The 23,432-nt window shown below is 71.3% G+C and carries 25 protein-coding genes and 4 tRNA genes; 12 read left to right on the forward strand and 17 right to left on the reverse strand.

From position 1 onward, the window contains the following. The first annotated feature begins 66 nt into the window (after positions 1-66). From AB0B66_RS14970 to AB0B66_RS14980, 3 genes are read left to right on the forward strand one after another with little or no spacing between them, the layout of a single operon-like run. Positions 67-1,614 (forward strand): xylan 1,4-beta-xylosidase, encoded by a 1,548-nt coding sequence (locus tag AB0B66_RS14970; protein ID WP_360528738.1) that lies wholly within the window; start codon positions 67-69, stop codon positions 1,612-1,614. Then, positions 1,607-2,284: a hypothetical protein gene (locus AB0B66_RS14975; RefSeq protein ID WP_360528741.1), complete on the forward strand. Its 678-nt coding sequence runs from the start codon at positions 1,607-1,609 to the stop codon at positions 2,282-2,284. Before AB0B66_RS14970 ends, AB0B66_RS14975 begins: the two co-directional genes overlap by 8 nt. Next, positions 2,281-4,320 carry a beta-galactosidase gene (locus AB0B66_RS14980; RefSeq protein ID WP_360528744.1) on the forward strand — a complete coding sequence of 680 codons (2,040 nt, stop codon included), beginning with the start codon at positions 2,281-2,283 and terminating at the stop codon, positions 4,318-4,320. The genes AB0B66_RS14975 and AB0B66_RS14980 overlap by 4 nt, the downstream gene beginning before the upstream one ends. Positions 4,321-4,439: 119 nt before the next feature. Here AB0B66_RS14980 and AB0B66_RS14985 read toward each other — a convergent pair whose 3' ends face one another. Next, positions 4,440-6,572 (reverse strand): alpha-glucuronidase, encoded by a 2,133-nt coding sequence (locus AB0B66_RS14985; RefSeq protein ID WP_360528747.1) that lies wholly within the window; start codon positions 6,570-6,572, stop codon positions 4,440-4,442. Continuing rightward, on the reverse strand, positions 6,562-7,785 hold the full coding sequence (gene manD, locus AB0B66_RS14990) for a D-mannonate dehydratase ManD (protein WP_360528750.1): 1,224 nt from the start codon (positions 7,783-7,785) through the stop codon (positions 6,562-6,564). The genes AB0B66_RS14985 and manD overlap by 11 nt, the downstream gene beginning before the upstream one ends. Positions 7,786-7,883: 98 nt before the next feature. On the opposite strand from manD, the gene AB0B66_RS14995 reads away from it, so the two are divergent. Further along, on the forward strand, positions 7,884-8,618 hold the full coding sequence (locus AB0B66_RS14995) for an FCD domain-containing protein (protein ID WP_360528753.1): 735 nt from the start codon (positions 7,884-7,886) through the stop codon (positions 8,616-8,618). 39 nt (positions 8,619-8,657) lie between these two features. Here the strand turns inward: AB0B66_RS14995 and AB0B66_RS15000 are convergent, their stop codons facing one another. After that, positions 8,658-9,623, reverse strand: a complete 966-nt coding sequence (locus AB0B66_RS15000) for an alpha/beta hydrolase (protein ID WP_360528756.1) — start codon at positions 9,621-9,623, stop codon at positions 8,658-8,660. Between the two features lie 104 nt (positions 9,624-9,727). Further along, on the reverse strand, positions 9,728-10,621 hold the full coding sequence (locus AB0B66_RS15005) for a LysR family transcriptional regulator (RefSeq protein WP_360528759.1): 894 nt from the start codon (positions 10,619-10,621) through the stop codon (positions 9,728-9,730). Between the two features lie 155 nt (positions 10,622-10,776). Here AB0B66_RS15005 and AB0B66_RS15010 point away from each other — a divergent pair, with 155 nt between their 5' ends. Continuing rightward, a complete protein-coding gene (locus AB0B66_RS15010) occupies positions 10,777-11,136 on the forward strand; it encodes a DUF1801 domain-containing protein (protein ID WP_360528762.1) in 360 nt (119 codons plus the stop codon). Then, positions 11,136-11,528, forward strand: coding sequence for a VOC family protein (locus tag AB0B66_RS15015; RefSeq protein WP_360528765.1), 393 nt, complete (start codon positions 11,136-11,138; stop codon positions 11,526-11,528). The genes AB0B66_RS15010 and AB0B66_RS15015 overlap by 1 nt, the downstream gene beginning before the upstream one ends. A 72-nt stretch (positions 11,529-11,600) precedes the next feature. On the opposite strand, the gene AB0B66_RS15020 is transcribed toward AB0B66_RS15015, so the two are convergent. Further along, on the reverse strand, positions 11,601-11,876 hold the full coding sequence (locus AB0B66_RS15020) for a LysR substrate-binding domain-containing protein (RefSeq protein WP_360528768.1): 276 nt from the start codon (positions 11,874-11,876) through the stop codon (positions 11,601-11,603). 87 nt (positions 11,877-11,963) lie between these two features. On the opposite strand from AB0B66_RS15020, the gene AB0B66_RS15025 reads away from it, so the two are divergent. Beyond that, complete coding sequence (locus AB0B66_RS15025) at positions 11,964-12,449, forward strand: RICIN domain-containing protein (protein ID WP_360528771.1); 486 nt, start codon at positions 11,964-11,966, stop codon at positions 12,447-12,449. Between the two features lie 263 nt (positions 12,450-12,712). On the opposite strand, the gene AB0B66_RS15030 is transcribed toward AB0B66_RS15025, so the two are convergent. From AB0B66_RS15030 to AB0B66_RS15050, 5 genes are all read right to left on the reverse strand, one after another. Then, positions 12,713-12,982 carry a hypothetical protein gene (locus AB0B66_RS15030; RefSeq protein ID WP_360528774.1) on the reverse strand — a complete coding sequence of 90 codons (270 nt, stop codon included), beginning with the start codon at positions 12,980-12,982 and terminating at the stop codon, positions 12,713-12,715. 239 nt (positions 12,983-13,221) lie between these two features. After that, positions 13,222-13,296 (reverse strand) — tRNA-Val (locus tag AB0B66_RS15035). Between the two features lie 13 nt (positions 13,297-13,309). Continuing rightward, positions 13,310-13,380: transfer RNA gene (locus AB0B66_RS15040), tRNA-Cys, on the reverse strand. Positions 13,381-13,407: 27 nt separating this feature from the next. Further along, positions 13,408-13,480: transfer RNA gene (locus tag AB0B66_RS15045), tRNA-Gly, on the reverse strand. Positions 13,481-13,575: 95 nt separating this feature from the next. Beyond that, the gene (locus tag AB0B66_RS15050) at positions 13,576-14,658 is read right to left on the reverse strand and encodes a CapA family protein (protein WP_360528777.1); all 1,083 of its coding nucleotides are present in this window, start codon (positions 14,656-14,658) and stop codon (positions 13,576-13,578) included. Between the two features lie 152 nt (positions 14,659-14,810). On the opposite strand from AB0B66_RS15050, the gene AB0B66_RS15055 reads away from it, so the two are divergent. Continuing rightward, positions 14,811-14,883, forward strand: a tRNA-Gly gene (locus AB0B66_RS15055). Between the two features lie 151 nt (positions 14,884-15,034). On the opposite strand, the gene AB0B66_RS15060 is transcribed toward AB0B66_RS15055, so the two are convergent. After that, positions 15,035-15,580, reverse strand: coding sequence for an RNA 2'-phosphotransferase (locus tag AB0B66_RS15060; RefSeq protein WP_360528780.1), 546 nt, complete (start codon positions 15,578-15,580; stop codon positions 15,035-15,037). A 105-nt stretch (positions 15,581-15,685) separates the two neighbouring features. On the opposite strand from AB0B66_RS15060, the gene AB0B66_RS15065 reads away from it, so the two are divergent. After that, a complete protein-coding gene (locus AB0B66_RS15065; protein ID WP_360528783.1) occupies positions 15,686-16,195 on the forward strand; it encodes a SigE family RNA polymerase sigma factor in 510 nt (169 codons plus the stop codon). Continuing rightward, a complete protein-coding gene (locus tag AB0B66_RS15070; protein ID WP_360528786.1) occupies positions 16,192-17,553 on the forward strand; it encodes a hypothetical protein in 1,362 nt (453 codons plus the stop codon). Before AB0B66_RS15065 ends, AB0B66_RS15070 begins: the two co-directional genes overlap by 4 nt. On the opposite strand, the gene AB0B66_RS15075 is transcribed toward AB0B66_RS15070, so the two are convergent. Then, a complete protein-coding gene (locus AB0B66_RS15075) occupies positions 17,488-17,880 on the reverse strand; it encodes a hypothetical protein (protein WP_360528789.1) in 393 nt (130 codons plus the stop codon). The two genes, AB0B66_RS15070 and AB0B66_RS15075, sit on opposite strands and share 66 nt — an antisense overlap. Continuing rightward, positions 17,877-18,329, reverse strand: coding sequence for a GNAT family N-acetyltransferase (locus AB0B66_RS15080; protein WP_360528792.1), 453 nt, complete (start codon positions 18,327-18,329; stop codon positions 17,877-17,879). The genes AB0B66_RS15075 and AB0B66_RS15080 overlap by 4 nt, the downstream gene beginning before the upstream one ends. A 70-nt stretch (positions 18,330-18,399) precedes the next feature. Here AB0B66_RS15080 and AB0B66_RS15085 point away from each other — a divergent pair, with 70 nt between their 5' ends. Beyond that, positions 18,400-18,624 (forward strand): hypothetical protein, encoded by a 225-nt coding sequence (locus AB0B66_RS15085; protein ID WP_360528795.1) that lies wholly within the window; start codon positions 18,400-18,402, stop codon positions 18,622-18,624. Between the two features lie 57 nt (positions 18,625-18,681). Here AB0B66_RS15085 and AB0B66_RS15090 read toward each other — a convergent pair whose 3' ends face one another. The 4 genes from AB0B66_RS15090 to AB0B66_RS15105 are packed head-to-tail and all read right to left on the reverse strand — an operon-like array spanning position 18,682 to position 22,287. After that, positions 18,682-19,269 (reverse strand): ATP/GTP-binding protein, encoded by a 588-nt coding sequence (locus AB0B66_RS15090; protein ID WP_360528798.1) that lies wholly within the window; start codon positions 19,267-19,269, stop codon positions 18,682-18,684. Continuing rightward, entirely contained in the window at positions 19,250-19,639 is a 390-nt protein-coding gene (locus AB0B66_RS15095) for a DUF742 domain-containing protein (protein WP_360528801.1), read from the reverse strand. The genes AB0B66_RS15090 and AB0B66_RS15095 overlap by 20 nt, the downstream gene beginning before the upstream one ends. Then, positions 19,629-20,039, reverse strand: coding sequence for a roadblock/LC7 domain-containing protein (locus tag AB0B66_RS15100; RefSeq protein ID WP_230686981.1), 411 nt, complete (start codon positions 20,037-20,039; stop codon positions 19,629-19,631). Before AB0B66_RS15100 ends, AB0B66_RS15095 begins: the two co-directional genes overlap by 11 nt. A gap of 1 nt (position 20,040) precedes the next feature. Further along, positions 20,041-22,287, reverse strand: coding sequence for a nitrate- and nitrite sensing domain-containing protein (locus tag AB0B66_RS15105; protein ID WP_360528804.1), 2,247 nt, complete (start codon positions 22,285-22,287; stop codon positions 20,041-20,043). A 322-nt stretch (positions 22,288-22,609) separates the two neighbouring features. Here AB0B66_RS15105 and AB0B66_RS15110 point away from each other — a divergent pair, with 322 nt between their 5' ends. After that, the gene (locus AB0B66_RS15110) at positions 22,610-23,410 is read left to right on the forward strand and encodes a hypothetical protein (RefSeq protein ID WP_360528807.1); all 801 of its coding nucleotides are present in this window, start codon (positions 22,610-22,612) and stop codon (positions 23,408-23,410) included. Positions 23,411-23,432: the final 22 nt, after the last annotated feature.

A 23,432-nucleotide genomic window follows, 5' to 3' on the forward strand; every position in this document is an offset into this window, starting at 1 on the left:
TCCCGGCCCGGTCGCGCCTGCTCTGGGGTGCGGCCGGGCCGTTCGCACCGACGCGGAGGAACCGCCATGCGCATCCACGTGCCCGAGACCGCCTCCGGCCGGCTGTCCGACGCCTGGCGCTTCTGCGTCGGCACCGGCCGGTTCGAGCTGGCGCTGCGGCGCGACTACCAGGACTCGTTGGCGATGATCCAGCGAGACATCGGCTTCCGGCACATCCGCGGCCACGGCCTGCTCTCCGACGGCGTCGGGGTGTACCGGCCGTACGAGTACCAGGGCGCGGCCCGTACCCGCTACGCGTTCACGTACGTCGACCAGGTCGTCGACGCCTACCTGGACCTCGGCATCCGCCCGTTCCTGGAGCTGGGCTTCATGCCCGCCGCAATGGCGTCGGGCGAGCAGACCGTGTTCTGGTGGGCCGGCAACGTGACCCCGCCGCGCTCCTGGAACCAGTGGGCAGACCTGGTCCGGGCGACCGTGTCGCACCTGGTCGACCGCTACGGCATCGAGCAGGTGCGGACCTGGCCGATCGAGGTGTGGAACGAGCCCAACCTCAAGGAGTTCTGGGCCGGCGCCGACCGCGACGCCTACCACCGGCTGTACGAGGTCAGCGCCGACGCGGTCAAGGCCGTCGACGCGTCACTGCAGGTCGGCGGGCCGGCGATCTCGCCCGGGGCGGACGACTGGCTGATCCCGTTCGCGGAGTTCGTCGACGGGCGCGGGGTGCCCTGCGACTTCGTCAGCAAACACGCGTACACCTCGGGGCCCGCCCAGCACGTGCCGTTCGGGGTGCACCAGACCCTGGCCCCGGCGGAGCGGCTGCTGGAGCAGTTCGCCACCCCGCGCGAGCTGCTGGCCGCGACCGGGCTGGCCGGGCTGCCGGTGCACATCACCGAGTTCAACTCCTCCTACCGGCCCGACAACCCGGTGCACGACACGGCCCTGCACGCCGCGTACCTCGCGCCGGTGCTGGCCAACGGCGGCGACCTGGTCGACTCGTTCTCCTACTGGACGTTCTCCGACATGTTCGAGGAGGCAGGTGTGCCGACGTCGCTGTTCCACGGCGGCTTCGGGCTGCTCACCCATCGGCAGATCCGCAAACCCACCTACCACCTGTACGCGTTCATGGCCCGGATGGGCGAGCACGTGCTCAGCCGCGGCGGCGACCACCTGGTGACCCGCGACGACACCGGCCGGGTCACCGTGCTGGCCTGGGCCCCGGTCGACGTCACCGGCGGCCCGCCCGTCGACGGCCACACGGTGCGCCTGTCGATCCCGATCGGCGGGCTCGGCACGGCGTCGGTGTACCTGAGCCGTTCCTCGGTCAGCGAGGAGGCCGGCAACGCCTGGGCGGCCTGGTGCGAGATGGGCCGCCCGGCCTCACCCGGCTCCCGGCAGCTCGCCGACCTGCACGAGGCCGCCGAACCGGCCCGTAGCCACCGCAGCCTGCCGCGGGTCGGCGGTTGCGTCGAGCTGGACCTGATCCTGGCCCGGCACGAGGTGACCCTGGTCGAGCTGACCCCGGTCGTCGACGAGACCCCGCCCTGGTGGGACGACGACCGCCTGCTCGGCCTGGGCCGCCCGGCCCCGCAGCCCTCGGGGCGAACCGATGACTGAGACCGTCCGGTTCGGCCACGGCGTGCTGTCGCGGGCGGCGGCGCTGGTCTACACGCTGCTCGTCGTGGAACTGCTGCTCCTGCTGACCACCTTGCCGGGGCTGGTGCCGCTGGTGCTGCTGGCCCGCGATACCAGCAACATCCCGCTGTACGCGGCCTGCGCCCTGCCCCTGGGCCCGGCCGTGTCCGCCGCCCTGTACGCGCTGCACCACCACCGGGCCGACCTGGCCGATCTGACGCCCTCGTCGGCGTTCTGGCGCGGCTATCGCCTCAACGCTCTGCCGGTGCTGCGGGTCTGGGCGCCGCTGCTGCTGTGGCTGGCCGTCGTCGCGGTCAACCTGGCCCACCTCGACGCCGCAGCGGTGCCCCGCTGGTGGGCGGCGCTGCTGGTCGTGCTCGCCGTGGTGGCGGTCCTGTGGGCGGCGAACCTGCTGGTGATCACGTCACTGTTCGCGTTCCGGGTCCGCGACGCCGCCCGGCTCGCGTCGTACTTCCTCGTCCGCCGCCCCGCGGTGACCCTCGGCAACCTCAGCGTGCTCGTCGCGGCGGCCGGGCTCACCGTGCTGCTGTCCGAGGCGGTGCTCACCCTGTTCGGCGCGGTGCTGGTCCTGGTGCTGCTGCGCAACTGCCGCCCGATGGTCGGCCAGATCCGGACGGAGTTCACCGCATGACCCTGCCCGCCACCTCGAAGATCCCCTACGGCGGCGACTACAACCCCGAGCAGTGGCCGCAGGACGTGTGGACGCAGGACCACAAGCTGTTCGACCTCGCCCGCATCGACACCGTCACCGTCGGCGTGTTCACCTGGGCGCTGACCCAGCCCGCGCCGGACGTGTACGACTTCACCCTCCTCGACGCGATCGTCGAACAGGCCGCCGCCGAGGGCCGGGCCGTGTGCCTGGCGACCGGCACCGGCGCGCACCCGGCCTGGCTGGCCCGCGCCCACCCCGAGGTGACCCGCGTCGACTTCGAGGGCCGGCGGCACCGCTTCGGCCAGCGCCACAACTCCTGCCCCAGCTCGCCGGTGTTCCGGCGGCTGTCGGCCGAACTGGCCCGCCGCATCGCCGCCCGCTACGCCGCCAACCCGGCCGTGGTCGCGTGGCACGTCGGCAACGAGTACGGCGGGGCCTGCTACTGCGAGCTGTGCACGGCCGGTTTCCGGGACTGGCTGCGCGCGAAGTACGGCACCCTGGACCAGCTCAACCACGCCTGGTGCACCACCTTCTGGTCGCACAGGTTCACCGACTGGGACGAGGTCGAGGCCCCGTCGGCGCTGACCGAGCACTGGCGCGGCCCCGACCACACCGCCTTCCAGGGCATCACCCTGGACTACCTGCGGTTCATGTCGGACGCGATGCTGGCCAACTTCACCGACGAGAAGGCCGCCATCCGCGAGTCCGACCCCGACACCCCGGTGACCACGAACTTCATGGGCATGTACCGGCCGCTCGACTACCACCGGTGGGCTCCGCACCTGGACTTCGCGTCCTGGGACAACTACCCGCCCGACGACCGGTCCGCGGCCCGGATGGCGCTGACTCACGACCTGATGCGCGGGCTCAAGGACGGGCAGCCGTTCTGGCTGATGGAGCAGACCCCGAGCTTCACCGCCTGCCGCGACGTGAACCCGCTGAAGCGGCCCGGGATCAACCGGCTGTGGAGCTGGCAGGCCGTCGCGCACGGCGCGGACGCGGTGCTGTACTTCCAACTACGGGCCTCCCGCGGCGCGTCGGAGAAGTACCACGGCGCGGTCATCGGGCACGCGGGCCGGGCCGACACCCGCGTGTTCGGCGAGGTCGCGCAACTCGGCGCGGAACTGGACCGGCTCGGCGGCGTCAGCCTGGGCGCGCGGACCCCGGCCCGGGTGGCGCTGCTGTTCGACTGGGACAGCTGGTGGGCGCTGGAGATCTCGGACGGCCCGTCGCGGCTGGTCCGCTACCAGCAGGTGGTGCTGGCCTACCACCGGGCGCTGTGGGACGCCGGGGCCGACGTGGACGTGGTGGCGGTGACCGCCGACCTGAGCGGCTACGACGTCGTCGTCGCGCCCGCGCTGCACATGGTCAAGGGTGATCTGGCGCAGCGGCTGGAGATGGTCGCGGCGCGAGGGGGCTCGGTGGTGACGACGTTCCTGTCGGGGCGGGTCGACGAGGACGACAACGTGTTCCTGACCGACGTGCCCGGCCCGCTCGGGACCCTGACGGGGGTACGGGTCGACGAGTGGGACGCCCGCGAGGCCGACGTGGTCAACCCGGTGCTGCTGGAGTCCGGCGAGGACCGCCTCGAAGTGGCGTCGCGGCTGCTGTTCGAGCTGGTCATCCCGCAGGGGGCCGAGATCGTCGGGACATACCGGGCGGACTTCTACGCGGGCACGGCCGCCGTCACCCGCAATACGTTCGGGGCCGGGCACGGGTGGTACGTCGCCGCCGGGCTGGAGCAGGACGGCGTGTCGTGGGTGATGCGGCAGGTGCTGGCCCGGCACGACCTGCTCGGGCCGTACGCCGACGTGCCCGACCTGGAGGCCGCGGTGCGGGTCGCTCCGGACGGGACCCGGCTGCTGTTCCTGCTCAACCATGCGACGGCCCCGGCGGAGGTGGCCGCTTGCGCAACCGGTCTCGACCTGCTGACCGGGGAGCGGGTGTCGCGCGGTCAGCCGCTGGTCCTCGATCCTGCGGGCGTCATGGTGATCCGGTGCGACGACACGCTGTGATCCACTGGGTGCGGGTGCCGCCGGTGGGCATACCCCGCTCGCGATGATCCGTTTCTGTGGACGCCTGATGCCCCTATGGGGGCGTCCAGCGTCCACAAAAACGGATCATCAGCACGTAGTCAGTGGATGCGACGGCCGTGGGCGTCGGGAATGCCCGACTTGCGGTAGAAGTAGGTGTTGATCTGGTCGCGCCACTCCTGCGCGCACCGCACCTGCTCGTCGAGACGCTCGCGGATCCGGGCGTCCACGTCCGGGGCGACCAGTTCCGCGTCACCCAGCCGCGCCCACCGCGAGCGCATCCGCGCCACCTGTTCGGCGCCGGCGAAGTGCGTGTCGTAGATGTGCTGGATCACCGTCGTGCCGCTGCGCAGCACGTGGGTGTAGGGCACGTGGTGGAAGAACAGCAGCAACTCGTCGGGGCATGAGGCGGGCGACTCGTAGACGTCCGACCAGGGCAGCGGGTACTGGCCGGTGTAGCCGGTGCCGGTGGCGCGGGTGCGGTCGACGCCGATGCCGTCGCGGTCGGCGAAGTGGTACGTGCCCCACGGGGTGTACTCGTAGCCGTCGACGTCGGGGCCGTAGTGGCTGCCGGGCCGGACCATGAACCCGACGCCCAGCGGCGCGGTGTAGGACTCGTAGGTGTGCCACGAGTCGTCCATGACCTCGTGCAGGGTCCGGCGGAGCAGGTCGGGGTCGGCGGTCGCGGCCGGGGTGAAGGTGAGGTCGATCCACTCGTCGAGGAGCGTGAGCGGGTCGAGCAGGGGGTTCCAGGCGAGGCGGCCGAAGGCGTACAGGTTCGCCTGCGCGAGCGGGTGGCCGGTCCAGAACCGGTCATCGCCCACGTTGGACACGGCGACGAGGCCGCCCTGCCCGGACGGCCGCCGGCCGGATCCGGTGCGCTCGTCGCCGTGGGCGACCCCGGAGGCGACCTCGGCGACGGTCGGCCCCATCGCGCCCCAGGGCGTGAACGACAGCACCTCCCTCCACATCGGGCCCAGGTAGCACACGTGCCGCTGCTGGCCGGTGTACTCCTGGGTGACCTGCAGTTCCACGGCCAGGTGGGTGGCCGGCATGGCGGCGATCACCGGGGACACCGGCTCGCGGGTCTGGAAGTCGATCGGGCCGTGCTTGACCTGCAGGATCACGTTGCCGGCGAAGCGGCCGTCGAGCGGCGCGAAGTGGTCGTGGGCGGCGCGGGCCCGGTCGGTGGAGCGGTCGCGCCAGTCCTGGCGGTGGTCGTAGACGAAGGCGCGCCAGTGCACGACGCCGCCGTACGGTTCCAGTGCGGCGGCGAGGGTGTTCGCGCCTTCGGCGTGGGTGCGGCCGTACCTGAACGGGCCGGGCTGCCCCTCGGAGTCGGCCTTGACGACGTAGCCGCCGAAGTCGGGGATCGCCGCGTACACCTGCCGGGTGGTCTCCGCCCACCAGGCCCGCACGTCGGGGTCGAGCGGGTCGGCGGTGGGCAGGCCGCCGAGCGCGACGGGGGAGTTGAAGTTCACCGACAGGTGCACCCGGACGTGGTACGGCCGCAGCACGTCGGCGAGCGCCGCGACATCGCCGAGCCGGTCGGTGAGCAGGTGCGCCTCGGTGGCGTGCACGTTGACGTTGTTGACGGTGATCGCGTTGACGCCGACCGAGGCCAGCAGCCGGGCGTAGGCGCGGATCCGGTCCAGGTCACCGGTCAGCCCGCTGTCGCGCCAGAAGATCGAGCCGCCGGAGTAGCCGCGTTCGACCTGGCCCATCACCGGGTGGGTGTCGATGTTGTCCCAGTGGTTCAGCATCCGCCGCGCCGTCACCGGGTGCTGCACGTCGATCGCCGACGCCGCGCCGAACGCTGCCGCGCCGAGCCGGACCACGTGAAACAGTCCGTAGAGCAGCCCCGCCGCACCGTCGGCCAGGACCACGGTGACACCGTCACGCCGGGCGAGGGCGAAGCCTTCCGCGCCGAGCGTGCCCCGGCCTGAGCGAGAGTCCAGCTCCGCCAGCACCCGCGCTGCCGCATCCGGCAGGCCGTCCGCGTCCGTCAGCGCCAGCACCAGGTCGAACCGGCCGTCCCCGCCGTCATCGCCCACGCCGCCGGCGATTGCGGGGTCGGCTCGCAGGCTGCCGCCGTGACGGGCGACGGCCCGGGTGACCTCCTGCACGACGGCCTGGGCAAGCGGCCCGTCGGCGCGGACCAGGACGCGGCGGGAGCCGACGGCCCGCGACGCCTCGTCGGGCAGCCAGGCCGGATGTACGTCGTCACCAGTCATGGACGGTGCCGTCCTTGAGACGGTTGACCGGCAGGTACGCGGCCACGTACGGGAAGCGGGCGGCGGCCTGCTCGTCGAGTTCGACGCCGAGTCCGGGCTGCTCGCCGGGGTGCAGGTAGCCGTCGGTGAAGGTGAACGACTGCCGGAACACCTCGTCGGTCAGCGGGCTGTGCTGCATGTACTCCTGGATGCCGAAGTTGTGGATGGCCAGGTCCAGGTGCAGCGCGGCGGCCATGCCGACGGGGGAGATGTCGGTCGGCCCGTGGATGCCCGACTTGATCTGGTACTGCGCGGCGAAGTCGAGCAGCTTGCGCATGGCGGTGATGCCGCCGGTGTGGGTGACCGCGCTGCGCACGTAGTCGATGAGCTGCTCGCGGATCAGGGTCTGGTAGTCCCAGACGGTGTTGAAGACTTCGCCGATCGCCAGCGGGGTGGTGGTGTGCTGCCGGACCAGGCGCAGCGCCTCCTGGTTCTCCGCCGGGGTGCAGTCCTCCAGCCAGAACAGGTCGTAGGGTTCGAGGTCCTTGCCGAGCCGGGCGGCCTGGATGGGGGTCATCCGGTGGTGGCCGTCGTGCAGCAGCGGCAGCTCGGGCCCGAACTCGTTGCGCACGGCCTCGAAGACGCCGGGCAGGTGGCGCAGGTAGGCGCGGGTGTCCCAGTCCTCCTCGACGGGCAGCGGGGTGCGCTGGGCGGGCTCGTAGTCGTAGCGCTCGCCCTCGGTCTGCGCGGCGACGCCGTAGACGGCGTTGATGCCGGGCACCGAGGTCTGGATGCGGATCGACTTGAAGCCCAGCGCCAGGTGCTTGCGCACGGAGTCGAACAGTTCGGGCAGGTCGCGGCCGGAGGCGTGCCCGTACGCCATGACGCCGTTGCGGGACGCGCCGCCGAGCAGCTGGTAGAGCGGCATTCCGGCGGCCTTGGCCTTGATGTCCCACAGGGCGACGTCGACGGCGGCGATGGCGGCCATGGTGACCGGGCCGCGCCGCCAGTAGGCCGAGCGGTACAGGTACTGCCAGGTGTCCTCGATGCGGTGGGCGTCGCGGCCGATGAGCAGCGGAATGACGTGGTCGGTCAGGTAGGAGGCGACGGACAGCTCGCGGCCGTTGAGCGTGCCGTCGCCCAGGCCGGTGATCCCGTCCTCTGTCGTGATCTTCAGCGTGACGAAGTTGCGGCTGGGGCTGGTGACGATGACTTCCGCGGCGACGATCTTCACGAGGTGCCCTTTCAGGACGGTTCCGGGCCGACCAGCGATGCTAGGCCCATAAATCAGACGTAATCAAGGCCAACCCACAAACTGGTATGTTGTATGGGATGGACACCCCACCCGCCGCGTCCCGGCTGCATGCCCGCGTGCTCGACGAACTCGGCGTCGCGATCTGCGGCGGGACGTTCCCGCCCGGCACCGTGCTCTCCGTCGACGAGCTGGTCGAGCGGTGCGCCGTGTCGCGTTCGGTGGTCCGCGAGGTGCTGCGGGTGCTGGCCGCCCTCGGCCTGGTCGAGGCGCGTCGCCGGGTCGGCACCCGGATCCGCCCCGCCGCCGACTGGAACGTCTTCGACCCGCAGGTGATCCGCTGGCGGCTGGCCTCCGACCAGCGGCTGGCGCAATTGCGCTCGCTGACCGAACTGCGTGCCGCCGTCGAGCCGCAGGCGGCCCTGCTCGCGGCACAGCGCACGTCGCCGACCGACGCCGCCGACCTGGTCGCGCTCGCCGCGAAGCTGTGGGCGGCGGCCGAGTCCGGCGACGAGGCGGGTTTCCTGGCCGCCGACATAGAGTTCCACCGGCGGGTGCTGCTGCACTCCGGCAACGAGATGTTCGCCGGCCTGCACGAACTGGTCGCCGAGTCGCTGACCGGCCGCCACCACTACCACCTCATGCCCGTCCATCCCGACCGCCGGGCGCTCACCCTGCACGCCGACGTCGCCCAGGCGATCCAGCGCCGCGACGCCGACCGCGCCCGAGCCGCGATGACCGCCCTCACCCAGCAGATCCACGACGAGCTGCCCGAAGTCGAAGGAAGGGCACCTTCACAACGCTCCGCGTTGTAGAAGGTGCCCTTCCTAACGGGCGTCGTGCTGCGGTGCTGGTCAGAGGCCGCTGAGGGTCTGGGTGACGCCGGCGGCGAGCAGGCCGTCGTAGTACGCGCCGCCGGGGTAGTGGGTGGCGGTCGTCGTGCCGGCGACGCCGTCGACGGCCCAGGTGACGGCCAGGGTCTGCAGTGCGGCGACGTTCTGCGCCTGCGGGGTGCCCGAGGTCAGCGTGCACAGGCCGTCGGTGCTGGCGCCCTCGGCGTCGCAGTGGCAGCCGGTGCTCAGCCGTACGCCGAGGAACGGGCGGGGCACGTCGTTGGTCAGCTCGACGGTGCCGCTGGCGTTGCTGTTGGCCAGGTACGGCGGCGACGAGATCGCGTACATCGGCAGCGAAGTGGTCTTCAGCCCGTTGAACGCGTTGGCCATGCTCTGCCCGACCGGCGACTTCACCGGGTCGAGCAGCACCAGCGCCTTCACCTTGGCGAACTGGGAGGTGTACGAGGTGCGCAGCCGGTTGGCGACATACGAGACGACCTCGCCGCCCGCGGAGTGCCCCGACAGGACGTAGCTGCTCGGCAGCGCCAGCCCGGCGCGCCCGGCCCTGGTGCGCGCGTCGGCGAAGCTGCGCCCGAGCTTGTCGGTGCTGTCGGCGGCCTTGCCGAGCAGGTCGGCGACGTTGTCGAGGAAGTCGGTGTTGTTGCCGATGTTGTTGACCGTGCAGCCGTAGAGGTTGGCCGAGGGCAGCGTGGGCGCGAAGACCACGAAGCCCGCCGTGGCGTAGTGCTCGGCGAGGTCCTGCACGTTGCCGTTGCTGCGGGAGAACCCGTGCTGCAGGTAGACCAGGCCGCGCGGGGTGCCGGCCGGGAAGTACCAGTCGGCGTTGGCCTTCATGGTGTAGAACGCGCAGCGGATGTCGACGGTGTTGCTGACCTCGACGACGCCCGGGGCGGCGGACGCGGCGGCCGGAGCGGTGAGGAAGCTGGCGGCCAGCGCCAGGACCAGGGCGGCTCTGCGGAACGACATGATGCCTCCGGTTTCCCTTGGTGAAACAGCGTTTCCCTTAGGGAAGATTAAGGAGGCTGATCGCCGTGTGGTCAAGGTCTTCGATGTGCCAAATCGGAGGATGCTCAGTTCGCGACCGGGGTGTTGGCGTCCGCCGCCGCGCGGACGAACTCGCGCACCCGGGCCGTCGTGTTCGACTCCAGCCACACCGGGCCCCGCTCGATCGGCGGCGCGTCGGAGATCGGCACGTAGGCGATGTCCGGCCGCGGGTGGTAGTGCCGCGTCTGCTCGCCGACCGGCAGCACCCCGCGGCCGAGCGCGACCAGCGACAGCATCTCCGAGAACGTCCGGCCCGACGGCCCCTTCGGCACCGGCCGGCCCGACGGCGTGTGCTCGGGCGTGCGGTCGCGTTTGAACTCCGCCGACGTCACCGCCGGATACTGGACCACCGGGTGGTCGCCGAGCACCTCCAGCGGCACCGACTCCTGCCCGGCCAGCGGATGCGCCGCGGGCACCGCCAGCACCCGCCGCTCGGTCATCAGCGCCGGACCGCGCGCCATCCCGTCGAACGGGTACGCCGCGACCAGGATGTCGATCGAGCCGTCCAGCAGGCTCGCCCGCGAGTTGTACAGCTGCACCTCGTGCACCTCGACCTCGCACTCGGGAAACCGGGACGTGAACAGGCCGACCGCCTTGGACAGCACCGGGGCGAGGTACTCACCGAGGAAAGCCACCCGCAGCCGCCCCGCCACGCCCCGCCCGGCGTCGACGGCCCGGCGCAGCGCCTCGTCCATCTGCGCCACCAGCGGGGCCAGGTCGTCGGCGAGCTGCCGGCCGATGGCCGTGAGCCGCACGACACGGCTGGTGCGCTCGAACAGCGGTGCGCCGACGCGCCGCTCCAGCTTCTTGACCACGTGGCTGATCCGGCCGGTCGTCACGCCCAGGCGCTGCGCCGTGCGGCCGAAATGCAGCTCCTCGGCCAGCGTCAGGAAGGTCTCCAGCTCGTGCCGCTCCAGCATGCCGCCTCCGGTTCGTTGAATCCGAGTAAACGATCGTAGTCCGATCATGGCTTGGTCGGACCCGCCGGATGGCGAATCGTAAGAGGTGTCACCGGGTCATCCGGACAGACCGGGAGCGGACCCGCCCCCGACCTCTCATGGACGAGGAAACCACCATGACGACGAGCATCACCGACTACCTGACCGGTCTCGACGCCGCCCTGCGCGAGGTCGGCGAGCAGGCCCGGCCGGTCATCGACGGCGCCCTGCCCGACGCCGGCAGCGCGATGTGGCACGGCCACCCCGTGTGGGGCCTGGGCGAGAATCCCGGCCGTAGGCCTATCTGCCTGCTGAAGGCGTACACCTCCTATGTCACCTTCGGCCTGTGGCGCGGGCAGGAGATCACCGACCCGTCCGGGCGGCTCGAAGCCGGAGCCCGGCAGATGGCGTCGGTGAAGCTGCGCTCGGCCGCCGACATCGACCCCGTCCTGTTCGCCGACTGGCTGCGCCAGGCGCGCGCCCTGGAGGCGAACTGATGCGTGTCAAAGCCTTCGACCACCTGGTCCTCAACGTCACCGACGTCGAACGCGCACTGGGGTTCTACTGCGGGCTGCTCGGCCTCGAACCGGTCCGGGTCGAGCAGTGGCGCGCCGGCCAGGTCGGCTTCCCCTCCGTGCGGGTCACCGCCGACACCATCATCGACCTGGTACGGCGGCCCCGCGGCGAGTCGAACGTCGACCACCTCTGCCTGGTCGTCGACCCCCTGGACTGGCACGCCGTCATCGCCTCCGGCGTGTTCACCGTCCTGGAGGGACCGGTGCAGCGCTTCGGCGCCCGAGGCACCGCCACCTCCCTCTACGTCCAGGACCCCGACCACAACACCGTCGAGCTGCGCTGGTATCCCGCCGACGCCGAACCCCAGCCATGACGGCGAGACGCCCGCCCATCGCGAGAATGGGCGGGCGCCTGCCGGACGTTTCTCACGTGATCAAGCCCGAACTCAGCTCGCTCGCGCCGGCCCCGCCGCGGTCGCGGTCAGGCAGTCCAGGAAGTGCGCGGCCGGGGCGGCGGGCTCGCCCGGGGTGACCGCCCAGATCCGGCGCGGCGGGGGCACCGGGCGCAGCGGCCTCACCACGACCCCGGGCACCGCGACGATCAGCGCGGACGCCGGCACCAGGGCGACACCGTGCCCGGCTGCCACCGAGCATGGGACCTTCATGTACGCCGACGACCAGGTCGGCCAGAACGACCTCAACGACATCTTCCGGGGCCGCATGCGATGAGCCTGATGGGATTCATATCTATCAAATTGAGGTACCTCAATTTAGGATGCTGACTTGTCAGTCCCTAGCTGGAGGCGCCCATGATTGCCCGTACCACCCGAACGCTGCTGGCCGCACTGGTCGCGCTGTCGGCCCTGGCGCTGCCGGCCACCCCGGCACACGCCGCCTCGTGGACCGCCGTGTTCCTGGAGAGCCAGTGGGCCGGCACCTGCGTCGCGGTTCCCGACGCCGCCGACGGCTCGGCCGCCACCCAGGAGATCTGCACCGACGTGAACCTCAAACTGTGGAACGTGACCGAGATCGTCTCGGGGGTCTACCGGATCGCCAACTTCGGCAGCGGCAAGTGCCTGGCCGCGGTCGGCACCACGACCGGATCGCCGGTGCAGCAGCTGACCTGCAACGGCGGTCCCGCGCAGCAGTGGACCGGCAGCGGATCGGGCAACGCGCTGCGGTTCACCAACGTGTCCACCGGCAAGTGCCTGTCCCGTCCCGGCAAGGACCCGGGCACCCCGCTGATCCAGGGCGGTTGCGCGGTGCCGTACGCGCTGTGGAGCCTGCTCTACTGACGCCGACACCCGGCAGGAACGGCGAAAGCCCCTCCGGAGAGGGGCTTTCGTTCTTGCTGGTGGTCGATACTGGGTTTGAACCAGTGACCTCTTCTGTGTCAAGCAAGGATCACGCACTGTTGATCTCGTAAGATGTGGGTTCTCACCTGCACAAACAGTCCGCTGGTGTGCGTGGTCGTCCGCCGTTGTGCGCCCCGATGGTCACTCGGTTCTGCGGGCATCGGCGGGTGAGCCAGCCCTGTGGGATGGCCCCCGCGCGCGATCTATTGCTGATCTCTGCCTTCGCGCCACAGCGTGTGCTGCTTGGCGATTCCGGCCGCGATCTGTCCACCGATCAATACGACACCTAAACCCAGAAACAGTGCGGCAGCCCCAACGCCCAGCGGAGTCATATAGCCCTCCGAGCCCGACCAGAGGAGACCCAACCCGACGAGTGCTGATGCCACGCCCAAACCCGCCAGGCTCATGGAATCGGCTGGATGCTCTGGTTTCCTTGGCGGGCGATCAGGTTTCGCCGGCGGTGGTGTTGTCATCTCGGCTCCTCTATGCAGGCTGGGATCATCCTGTCCAGCATGGCCGGGCCGGGCAAGAGCGGTCGTACTGTCGTCGATGCGCGCGCAGCATGGCAGCACTGAAGGAAGGCTTCGGGTCATGCTTGGCTACACGTGGCTCCGGCGGCCATGACCTCCGCTGCTCCGGACGCCTGGTCGCTCAGTTAGTCACTCAGGCATACGCAGAGGGCCTGTCCGTCTATCGGACAGGCCCTCTGAGCTGGTGGGCGATACTGGGTTTGAACCAGTGACCTCTTCCGTGTCAAGGAAGCGCGCTCCCACTGCGCCAATCGCCCGTGCTGTACTGCGAGGTGGAGACGGGATTTGAACCCGTGTACACGGCTTTGCAGGCCGTTGCCTCGCCTCTCGGCCACTCCACCGTGGTGACGCCTTGCGGCGGTTCTCCGAGCGGATGACGAGACTCGAACTCGCGACCCTCACCTTGGCAAGGTGATGCGCTACCAACTGCGCTACATCCGCTTGTCATGCTTGCCCGCCTTCCGGCGTGCTTGCCCAACGGATGAGAACTTTAGCCGGTCCGCAGAGGTCTTGACAAACCGGGGTCCCCCGGCGCGTCACGCAGCGGGGTTCTTCGCCAGCCCGGTGCAGCGTGCGGCCTGGTCAAGCCTGCCCTGGACGGCCTTGAGCGCCGCTCCGGTGACGGGCTTGGGCTGTCCGTTGTTCGCGACGACGCCGGGGGTGAACTGCCGGGTTTTGACCTTCCCGTCCTTGATCGTCACGGTCAGCAGGCCGGTGTCGGTGCTCTTGGAGGTCGAGTACCAGAGGAAGTTGCCCAGGCCGTAGTGCACGTAGGCACCGCCGAGGAAGCCGTCGGCGAGCAGCACGTGCGCGTGGGTGCCGATGATCAGGTCGGCGCCGGCGTCGGACAGGGCCTTGGCGATGCTCTTCTGGTCGCCGTTGGGGCAGCCTTGGCCCTCGGTCCCCCAGTGCATGAAGGCGATCACCACGTCGGCCTGCGCGCGGGCGGCTTTGACGGCGGCGACGGACAGCTTGCGGTCGAACGCCATGGCGATGCCGGGCCGGGTGGCGGTGGGCTTCCACTGCTCCTTGAGTTCGTGGACCTGCGACAGGCCGATGACCGCCAGCCGGACGCCCTTCACGGTGACCAGGTGCGGGGCGTACGCCTCGGTGGTGTTGTGCCCCGCGCCCACGATCGGCATGCCGGCGGTCTTCGCGGAGTCGAGGGTGTCGAGCAGGCCGACCTGGCCGTAGTCGAGGGTGTGGTTGTTGGCGATGGAGACCAGGTCGATCCCGGCGGCCTGGATCGCCGCGTATGCCGTCGTCGGCGCCCGGAAGTGGAACTCCTTGGGCTGCGGGGTGCCCCGGTCGGTGACCGCCGTCTCCAGGTTGACCATGGCGAAGTCCGCGGCGCGCAGCTGCTCGGCGTACGGGCCGAAGGCGGTGTCGGGGTTGTTCAGCAGGGGCAGGGTGCGCCCGGTGAAGTGCACGTCACCGGCGAACGCCAGGGTGATCTCCTCGGCCGGCGGGGCGCTGCTGGGCGCGGCGCTGTCGGCGGGCGCGGGCACCGGGGGTGTGCCGGCGGGCTGCCAGACGGCGGGCTCCTCGGCCGAGCAGGCCGCCAGGGCCGCGACGAGGGTCAGGGCGAGGGCGAGGCGCGCGGCGCGGGGGGTCGTCACGGCACGAGGGTACGGGCAGGTGAGGGCGTTTCGCATCACCGTCTCGACCGGGTTCCCGGCGCGGAGAGGGATACCCGGTGGCGAGGCCGCCGGACGACCCGCTAGAGTTCTGTCCTGTCAGGCAGCGGGCCGCGAGGTCGGCTGAGGGACATGCGGATGTAGCGCAGTTGGTAGCGCATCACCTTGCCAAGGTGAGGGTCGCGAGTTCGAGTCTCGTCATCCGCTCTCTTTTCCACCGAAATCGCCGGGACCCCACGGGTCACCGGCGATTCGCCTTTCCGGGGCCGGTCCGCGGGCCCTGATGATCGCCCGACTTGCCCGGCACCTGTGCGTATCCTGAGCCCGCTTTCGCCCACTTGCCAGGCAAGTCGGATGATCATGGCGCGGGTGGGGCCTCGCTGCGGAGGTAGGGGGCGGGGACGGTGTCGGTGAGCCAGACGCCGTTGGCGCTGCGGTAGAAGGTGTGGCCGTCGGCGGCCATGGCGGCGGCGTCGACGATCAGGATCACGGGGGAGCCGTGGCGGCTGCCGACCTTGTGCGCGGTGCCTGTGTCGCCGGACAGGTGCACGTGGTGGCGGGCGCCGCGGTGGACGCCCTCGGCCATGATCGAGTCGAGGTTGCGGCGGGCGGTGCCGTGGTAGAGCAGGGCGGGCGGGGCGATCGGGGTCAGCCCGAGATCCACCTCCACCGAGTGGCCCTGGCTGGCCCGGATCAGGTCGCCTTCGATCGCGAAGCGCTGCTTGTCGTTGTCGGCGACGACGGCGTCGAGGGTGGCGCGGCTGATGCCCTTGCCGTGGGCCCGCAGCGCGGCCAGCAGGGTGTCGATCGGCACCCAGCCGCCGGGGCCGAGGGTGATGCCGATGGTGTCGGGGCGGTGCCGCAGCACGTACGCCAGTTGCTTGCTTATCTTCTTCACGTCCATGTCGCGGCTCACGTTAGCCGCGCCCCGCGGATCAGTCGATCGAATAGGTCGCCGGGGCACCCCTCCGCGGAGCCCGCCCGGCGCGTGTACGAGGCGGAGGTGCTGATGACCGACGCCGAGTCGTTCGACGAGTACGCGCGCTCCCGGCTGCCGATGCTGGGCCGGGTCGCGTACCTGCTCACCGGCGACGCCTACCTGGCCGACGACCTGGTGCAGCTGACGCTGCTGCGGCTGGCGTCGCGCTGGGAGCACGTGTCCGCCGCGCGGGAGCCGGACGCCTACGTGCGCCGGATCCTCTACACCCAGCACGTGTCCTGGTGGCGGCGGGTGCGCCGGGAGGCGCTGCCGGTCGCCGTGCTGCCCGAGCGGGCCGCCGCCGACTTCTCGAGCCAGGCCGCGACCGCGCTGGCGGTGCGCCAGGCGCTGGCCAGGCTCGCCCCGAAGCAGCGGGCGGTGCTGGTGCTGCGCTACTTCGAGGACTTGAGCGAGGCGGAGACGGCGGCGGTGCTCGGGGTCGCGGTCGGCACGGTGAAGAGCCAGACCAGGGACGCGCTGGCACGGCTGCGGGTGATCGCCCCGGAACTGTCGGGGTCGCTGGTGGGGGTGAACCGGTGAGCGAGACGTTGCGGGAAGCGCTGCGGCGGGCCGCGGAGTCCGCGCCCGCGCCGCGGCTGGGCGAGCAGTTGTGGCGGCGGGGCCGCCGCCGCAGGCGGGTGCGCCGGGCGGTGACGGCGCTGGCCGGGGTGCTGTTGGCGGCCGGGCTCGCGACGCTGTCGGGCCTGGTCGGGGGCAGTGTCGTCCTGCAGCCGGCCGACGGCGGCCCGGCTCCGGCGGCGCTGGGGCGGCCGTATCCGTGGCAGCTGTCGTACGAGCAGGACCTGAACGGGCCGGTGGTGGCGGCGTTCATCGACCCGGGCACGATCTACCTGGAGGCGACCGGGGTGCTGGTGGGCCGCGACGGCTCATACCGGCTGTTCCCGATGAACCCGGGCGAGGAGTTCGGTTTCGTCTCGCCGGACGGCCGTCACCTGGCGCGCTGGTCCGAGATCGTGGATCTGACCACGGGGCGCAGCATCCCGACCGTGGACCGGGCCTTGCCCCTGGCGTGGTCGCCGGACGGCCGGCGGCTGCTGCTGGTCGTCGACCGCGACGACGGCTACATCGAGTACCGCGCCGACGGCAGCGAGAGCGACCCTTCGAACCCGGATGACATCGGGTACTTCGACCTGGACACCGGCAAGACGACGTTCCTGCTGACCACTGACGCGGACACGCCGGAGGGAGTGTTCTCGCCGGACGGGCAGCGGGTCGCGTTCACCACCGGCAAGCACTCCCAGCCGCAGCGGCTGGTGGTCGTCGACCTGGCCACCGGGACGCCGAACCTCCTGGACGAGCTGACCGACCGGCAGCGGCTGGCCGGGGAGGCGGCGTGGACGCCCGACGGCCGCTCGGTCGTGCTGCTGGCCTCGGAAGGGTGCGCCTGGGCGGACTGCGACACGGGTATGGGCAGCCTGCAGGGCTGGCGGATGCAGTACGTGGACCCGGTCACCGGCAAGGTCACCGACGGGGCCGCCATGGCACGCCAGGGTCGACCGGCCGGGCTCGTGGGCTGGCGGGACGGCGCGCCGGTGTTCGTGCACTGGGGCGCCGACACCGACGAGCCGGAGAAGCTGGTGGTGGCCGAGGCGGACGGCTCGGCTCGGGTGCTGCTGACCCTGGCCGGGGGCTCCGGCGCGCTGAACGTGCCCCGGGACCTGGTCGAGCGCGGGACGTTCACCAGTCATTCGGCGAACCCGCTGGCCGCCCAGCCGTGGGTGTTCGGCTGCCTGCCGGCCTGTCTGACGCCGCCGGTGCTGCTGGTGTTGCTGCTGCGCCGCCGCAGGCGGGCCGTACGCGCGTCGGCGGGGTCAGGGGTAGGGCAGGGTGCGGGGCCCGACGATCTGCGCGCCGAGGGCGGTGACACGGTCCCGTAGGCCGCGGTCGGCGGTGGCGACGACGATGGTGGGACGCAACGCGGTCTCCTGGCGTACCAGGTCGACGATGGCGTCGTCGCCGCTGCGGGGCGCGGCGAGCACGTGCACCCCGGGGGTGTCGGCGACGCCGCGGGCCGCGCCCTCGACGACGAGCACGACGTCCAGCGGGCCGGGCAGTTGCGGCAGGCCGTCGTCGGCGATGCGGGCGACCGCGTCGCGCAGCCGGGTGGCGGCCCCGCGGCGGTCGCGCCACCAGCCGTCGGGCACGGAGCCGACGACGTTGGCGGCGTCGACGACGAGCAGCGGGCGGGGCGCGGGCGCGGTCACAGTGCCAGTTTCATACCCAGGTGCGTGGCCTCGAAGCCCAAACCCTCGTAGAAGCGGTGCGCGTCGGTGCGGGAGCGGTCGGTGGTGAGCTGGACCAGGCCGCAGCCCTGGTTGCGGGCGTGGTCGATCGCCCACTGGACCAGCTGCCGTCCGGTGCCGTGGCCGCGCTGGTCGGCGCGTACCCGTACGGCCTCGATCAGGGCCCGGCACATGCCGCGGCGGCTCAGCCCCGGGATGACGGTGACCTGCAGCGTGCCGACGACCTCGCCGCCGCGTTCGGCGACGGCCAGCAGCTGGTGCGGGTCGGCGTCGATCGCGGCGAAAGCCATGGCGTACGCGGGATCGCCCGGGTCGCTTTCACGGGTCGCGCCGAGCGGGTCGTCGGCGAGCATCGCGACGATGACGGGCACGTCGGCGAGCGCGGCCCGGCGAATCTCAAGATCATCCACAGGCGCGACGGTAGCAGAATGCCGACGTAGTGCGGACCCACCGTGGCGCGTGCCCTCTACGCTGGCGCGCATGGAACGTATCTCTCGTGTTTGGGCCGCGTTGGTGGCCGGTTTCCTGGCCAGTGTCCTCGTGCCCGCGGTCGCGTGGGCGGAGGAGTCCGGCGTCGCCGACGTGGTGCGCAAGAAGAAGGGCATCAGCTTCGGCGGCTTCGGGCTGTTCGGCGCGATCTGCTGCCTCGCGGTGGTAGCGATCATCGTCATCGCCGTCGTCATGGTGATGAAGCGCAAAAGGTGACGCGAAGACGCCGGTGGCCGCGCGCGGGGCGCGCCCACCGGCGTCTGTCGTGGCAGGTCAGGCCGGGACGGAGCTGCGGACCATCGTCAGCACGTGCTCGACCAGCGTGATCAGCACGTTCTTCACCGACATCCGGTCGCGGGCGTCGGTGAGCAGCACCGGCACGTGGCCGTCCACGTCCAGCGCCTCACGCACCTGCTCGGCGGTGTAGCGCTGGTCGTTGTCGAAGCAGTTCACCGCGATGACGAACGGCGTGTTGCGCTGCTCGAAGTAGTCGATCGCGGCGAACGAGTCGGCCAGCCGCCGGGTGTCGGCCAGCACCACCGCGCCCAGCGCGCCGGTGGCCAGCTCGTCCCACAGGAACCAGAACCGGTTCTGCCCGGGGGTGCCGAACAGGTACAGCACCAGGCTCGGGTTGATGGTGATCCGGCCGAAGTCCATCGCCACCGTCGTGGTGGTCTTGGTGGCGACCCCGGTGGTGTCGTCGGTGCCGACGCCCGCGGTGGTCAGCACCTCCTCGGTCCGCAGTGGAGCGATCTCACTGACCGCTCCGACCAGGGTCGTCTTGCCGGCGCCGAAGCCTCCGGCGACCAGGATCTTGAGCGCCTGGGGGACCGGTGCCGTTTCAGAGCGCACGGAGTCCATGGATCACCGCCTGCAGGGTTTCGACGTTGGGGAGATGGTCTGTGGGGGGAGGATCGTAGCGGGCGATCAGCCCGTCCGAAAGCAGATCACACAGCAGCACGCGGACGACACCCAGGGGCAGGTCCACCCGGGAGGCCACTTCGGCCACCGCGCGGGGCTCCTGGGTCAGCGCCAGGATCGCCTGGTGCTCCGGGCTGGGGGTGTCCGCTGCGAGCGTCGCCGTGGCCACCAGGTAGGTGATCAGGTCGAAGTCGACGGTGACGGGCCGGACCCGCCCGCCGGTGACCATGTAGGGGCGCACCACCGGGCCGGCCTCGTGATCCCACCAGGCCGGGCCTTCCTCGACACCGTCGAGCGGGTCAGTGGACATCGGTGCCCGGCCGGGACGGTGTGGCCAGGTGCGTGCCCACGCGGGTCGCCAGCATGGCCATCTCGTACGCCAGGATGCCCAGGTCGCTGTCCGGGTCGGCCAGCACCGCCAGGCAGGAGCCCTGCCCGGCCGTGCTCACCAGCAGGAACGCCTCTTCCATCTCGACTATGGTCTGGCGCACCTGGCCGCCCTTGAAGCGCTGGCCGGTGGCGGTGGCGAGACTGGAGAACCCGGACGCGACCGCCGACAGGTGCTCGGCGTCGTCGCGGGACAGGCCGCTCGAGGCTCCCGTGAGCAGGCCGTCGACGGAGAGCACGACGGCGCAGCGGGCCTGTGGGACTCGCGCGAGCAGGTCGTCGAGCAGCCAGTCGGTCGCGGGTCGGGTCGTCGTCGGTACCACGTCAGGCACGTCCTTCCAGGGTGGAGCTGTCTTCCATACCGGCGCTGTCTTGCGGGGTCTGTGCTGTGGCGGGTTCGTCCCCGCTGGGGGTGCTCTCGGTGCTGGCCTTCGCACGCCCGCGCACGGTACCCGACTGGAACGCGGACATCATCGTCCGGACCTGGTCGGCGCTGCGCTGGCGGGGGACCGGGGCGGACTCGCCGAGGGAGATCGTGGTCTCCTCGGCGGCGGGGGCGGTCTCGACGCTCGCCTTGCGCACCCGCTTGGGCAACACCGTGGTGGTCTCGTCGCCGCCGCCGTTGCCCAGGTCGACGGTCTGCTCCTCGACCGGCGCGGCCGCGGCCGCCTCGACCGCGCGGGGGGCGCGCGGGGCGAAGATGCCCAGCGGCTCACCCTTGTCGGTCGGGTCGGTCAGGGCCAGCTCGGCCGGGATGACCACGACGGCCGTGATGCCGCCGTACGACGACGAGCGCAGCCGCACGGTGATGCCCTGCCGGGCGGCCAGCCGGGCGACCACGAGCAGGCCCAGGCGGGAGCTGCTGGCCGGGTCGAACGCGGGCGGCTCGGCGAGCTTGCCGTTGGCCTCGGCCAGCTCGGCGTCGCTCATGCCCAGGCCGCGGTCCTCGACATGCAGGGCGAGGCCGTTGCCGACCTGCTCGGCGAAGACCCGCACCCGGGTGTGCGGCGGGGCGAACGAGGTGGAGTTCTCCAGCAGCTCGGCCAGCAGGTGGATGACGTCGCCGACGGCCCGGCCCACGACCTTCACGTCGGGCAGGCGGTCGATGGTGACCCTCTGGTAGTCCTCGATCTCGGAGGTCGCGCCGCGCACCACGTCGATGACCGGCACCGGGTGCCGCCAGCCGCGGCCGGGAGCCGCGCCGGCGAGGATGACCAGCGCCTCGGCGTGGCGGCGCATGCGGGTGGCCATGTGGTCGAGCCGGAACAGGTCTTCCAGCTCCTGCGGCTCGGTGGTGCGCCGCTCCATCCGGTCGAGCAGGGTCAGCTGGCGGTGCAGCAGCGCCTGCGAACGGCGGGCGATGTTGAGGAAGACCTCGCTGATGCCGCGGCGCAGCACGGCCTCGTCGACGGCGGCGCGCACCGCGGTGCGCTGCACGGCGCCGAAGGCGTGGCCGACCTGGCCGACCTCGTCGGTGCCGACGGCGACCAGCGGCACGTCGGTCAGCGACGGGTCGTTGACCAGCGCGCCGGGCTGGCGCAGCGCGGCGATGGCGCGGGGCAGGCGCTCGTGGGCGACCTCGAGGGCCGACACGCGCAGGCGCTCCAGGCGGCGGACCACGGAGCGGCCAGTGCGCAGGGCCAGGACCAGCGAGATCGCCGCGCAGAGCAGGCCCAGCAGGGCGGCGACGATGGTCTGCGCGAAGGCCGCGATGCCCAGCTCGTTGGCCAGGTCGGAGGTCGCCCCGGCGGCCGCGCCCTCGGTGGCGTCGAGCTGCTTGTAGATGGCGTCGTTGGTGCTGCGCCAGATCGCGGCGTCGATCAGGACCCTGCCGGGACGCGTGGTGGAGAGCGTCTCCTCCATGGCGTACAGGGTGCGGTAGGTCTCGCTGTCGAAGATCTGCCGGAACTGCTCGTTGTGCGGCGAGGGCAGCGAGCCCAGCGCCTCGTCGTGGACCTGGCGGCGGGCGCCGATGGTGCGCAGCAGGTAGTTCTGCTCGGCGACGGTGACCTTGCCGTCGACGACGACGCTGGTGATGACGGCGTCCTCGCGGGCCATCATCTCGCGGGCGCGGCTGATGGCGAAGATGCCGTGGGCGAGTTCGGCCAGGTCGGGGTCGGCCAGCTTGGTCATCGGGGTGAAGGCCCGGTAGAGCGTGTCGACGATCGTGGAGTAGTCGCGCACGACCCCGGCGGGCTCGGCCTTGCCGCTGTCGACGTCCAGGCGCAGCTGGGGCAGCTTGTTCAGGGCGGCGACGAAGGCGTCGACGTTCTGGAGCTGGTCGGCGGGCAGTTCGTCGCGCAGCTTGCTGCTGCTCAGGCTGCCGCGGAACTGCTGCTCGCGCTCGTCGGTGGCCTTGCGCTGGTCGCCGAGCACGGTCGAGCCGGGCTTCTCGGCGACCGACAGCCGCCGCTCCTTCTGGATCTCGACCATGAGGCGCTCGCCGAAGCCGCCGAAGACCTGCTCGTAGTTGCGCGCGGCCAGCAGGTTCAGCGCGTCGCCCGCGCTGACCGCCACTCCGAAGACGGAGAGGCCGGTGATCGCCACCAACGGCACCACTGCCAGGGTCATGATCTTGGCGCGAATGCTCCAGCCACGGTTTCTCACACTGACCACGTCCAAGGTACGGCTCACCGCGACGTCACCATCGTGTCCCGGGGGCCAACCGGTGCACGAAGCGGAACCATGACACGCCACAGGTCGCTATCTGACAATGCCTCCGGGCAGTGAACCTAGTCGGCTCTTGAGTTCCTGTCCACTGCGGTGGATGTCCATTGTGGACAAGGTCACTTATGGCGATGGAGTGCTTGCTTTGGGTGCACCGGCTTGGCACGGTCGCCGACCGCCCGGCACACTGTCGCACGGATTCGGCCTCATACCTGGAGGATCAACGATGGGCGACATCGTCACCGTGGTCTCGGCGGCACTGTCCGTGCTCGGCGCGATCGTCGCCGGCGTCATGACCACCTGGTCGGCGCGCCGCAACGCCATGTTCGAGCACCGGCTGGCCGCCGAACGCCACGAGGCCAGCAAAGCCGAGCAGGCCCAGGAGGTGATCAGCCGCTACCGCGAGCCGCTGCTGCTGGCCGCGTTCAACCTGCAGTCGCGCCTGCACAACGCCGTCGGCGGCGTCTACATGCGCGAATACATCGACCACGAGGACGAGAACGAGCGCCGCTACGCCCGCGACTACACCGTCTACGTGCTGGCCGACTACTTCTGCTGGGTCGAGATCCTCCGGCGTGACCTGCGGTTCCTCGACCTCGGCGACGAGGTCAGCAACCGCACCTTCAACCGGCACCTCACCCTGGTCAGCTCGGCGTTCGCCTCGCTGCGGCTGCCCGGCAACCACTTCCGGCTGTTCAAGGGCCAGCAGCGAGCCATCGGCGAGCTGATGATCGTCAGCACCAACGGCCGTGCCGACAGCATGACCTACCCGGCGTTCTGCTCACAGCTGGACAACAACGACGAGTTCCGCCGCTGGTTCAGTCGGCTGGTCGACGAGGTCGCCGAGGTCGTGGCACACGACTGGGCAGGCAACGAGCGGCTGGTCCGCGCGCAGCACGCGCTGATCGACCTGATCGACTTCCTGGACCCCGCGCGCACCCGACTGCCCGACGACCGGGCCAAACTGATCGAGCCCACCCCCGCGCAGGCCGCACCCGGCACGCAGGCCGCACCCGCCGCGCTCTGAGCGGGCAGCTGAGGCGTTCTGC

Source organism: Catellatospora sp. NPDC049111 (assembly GCF_040648615.1).
GTDB classification, from domain to species: Bacteria; Actinomycetota; Actinomycetes; order Mycobacteriales; family Micromonosporaceae; genus Catellatospora; species Catellatospora aurea.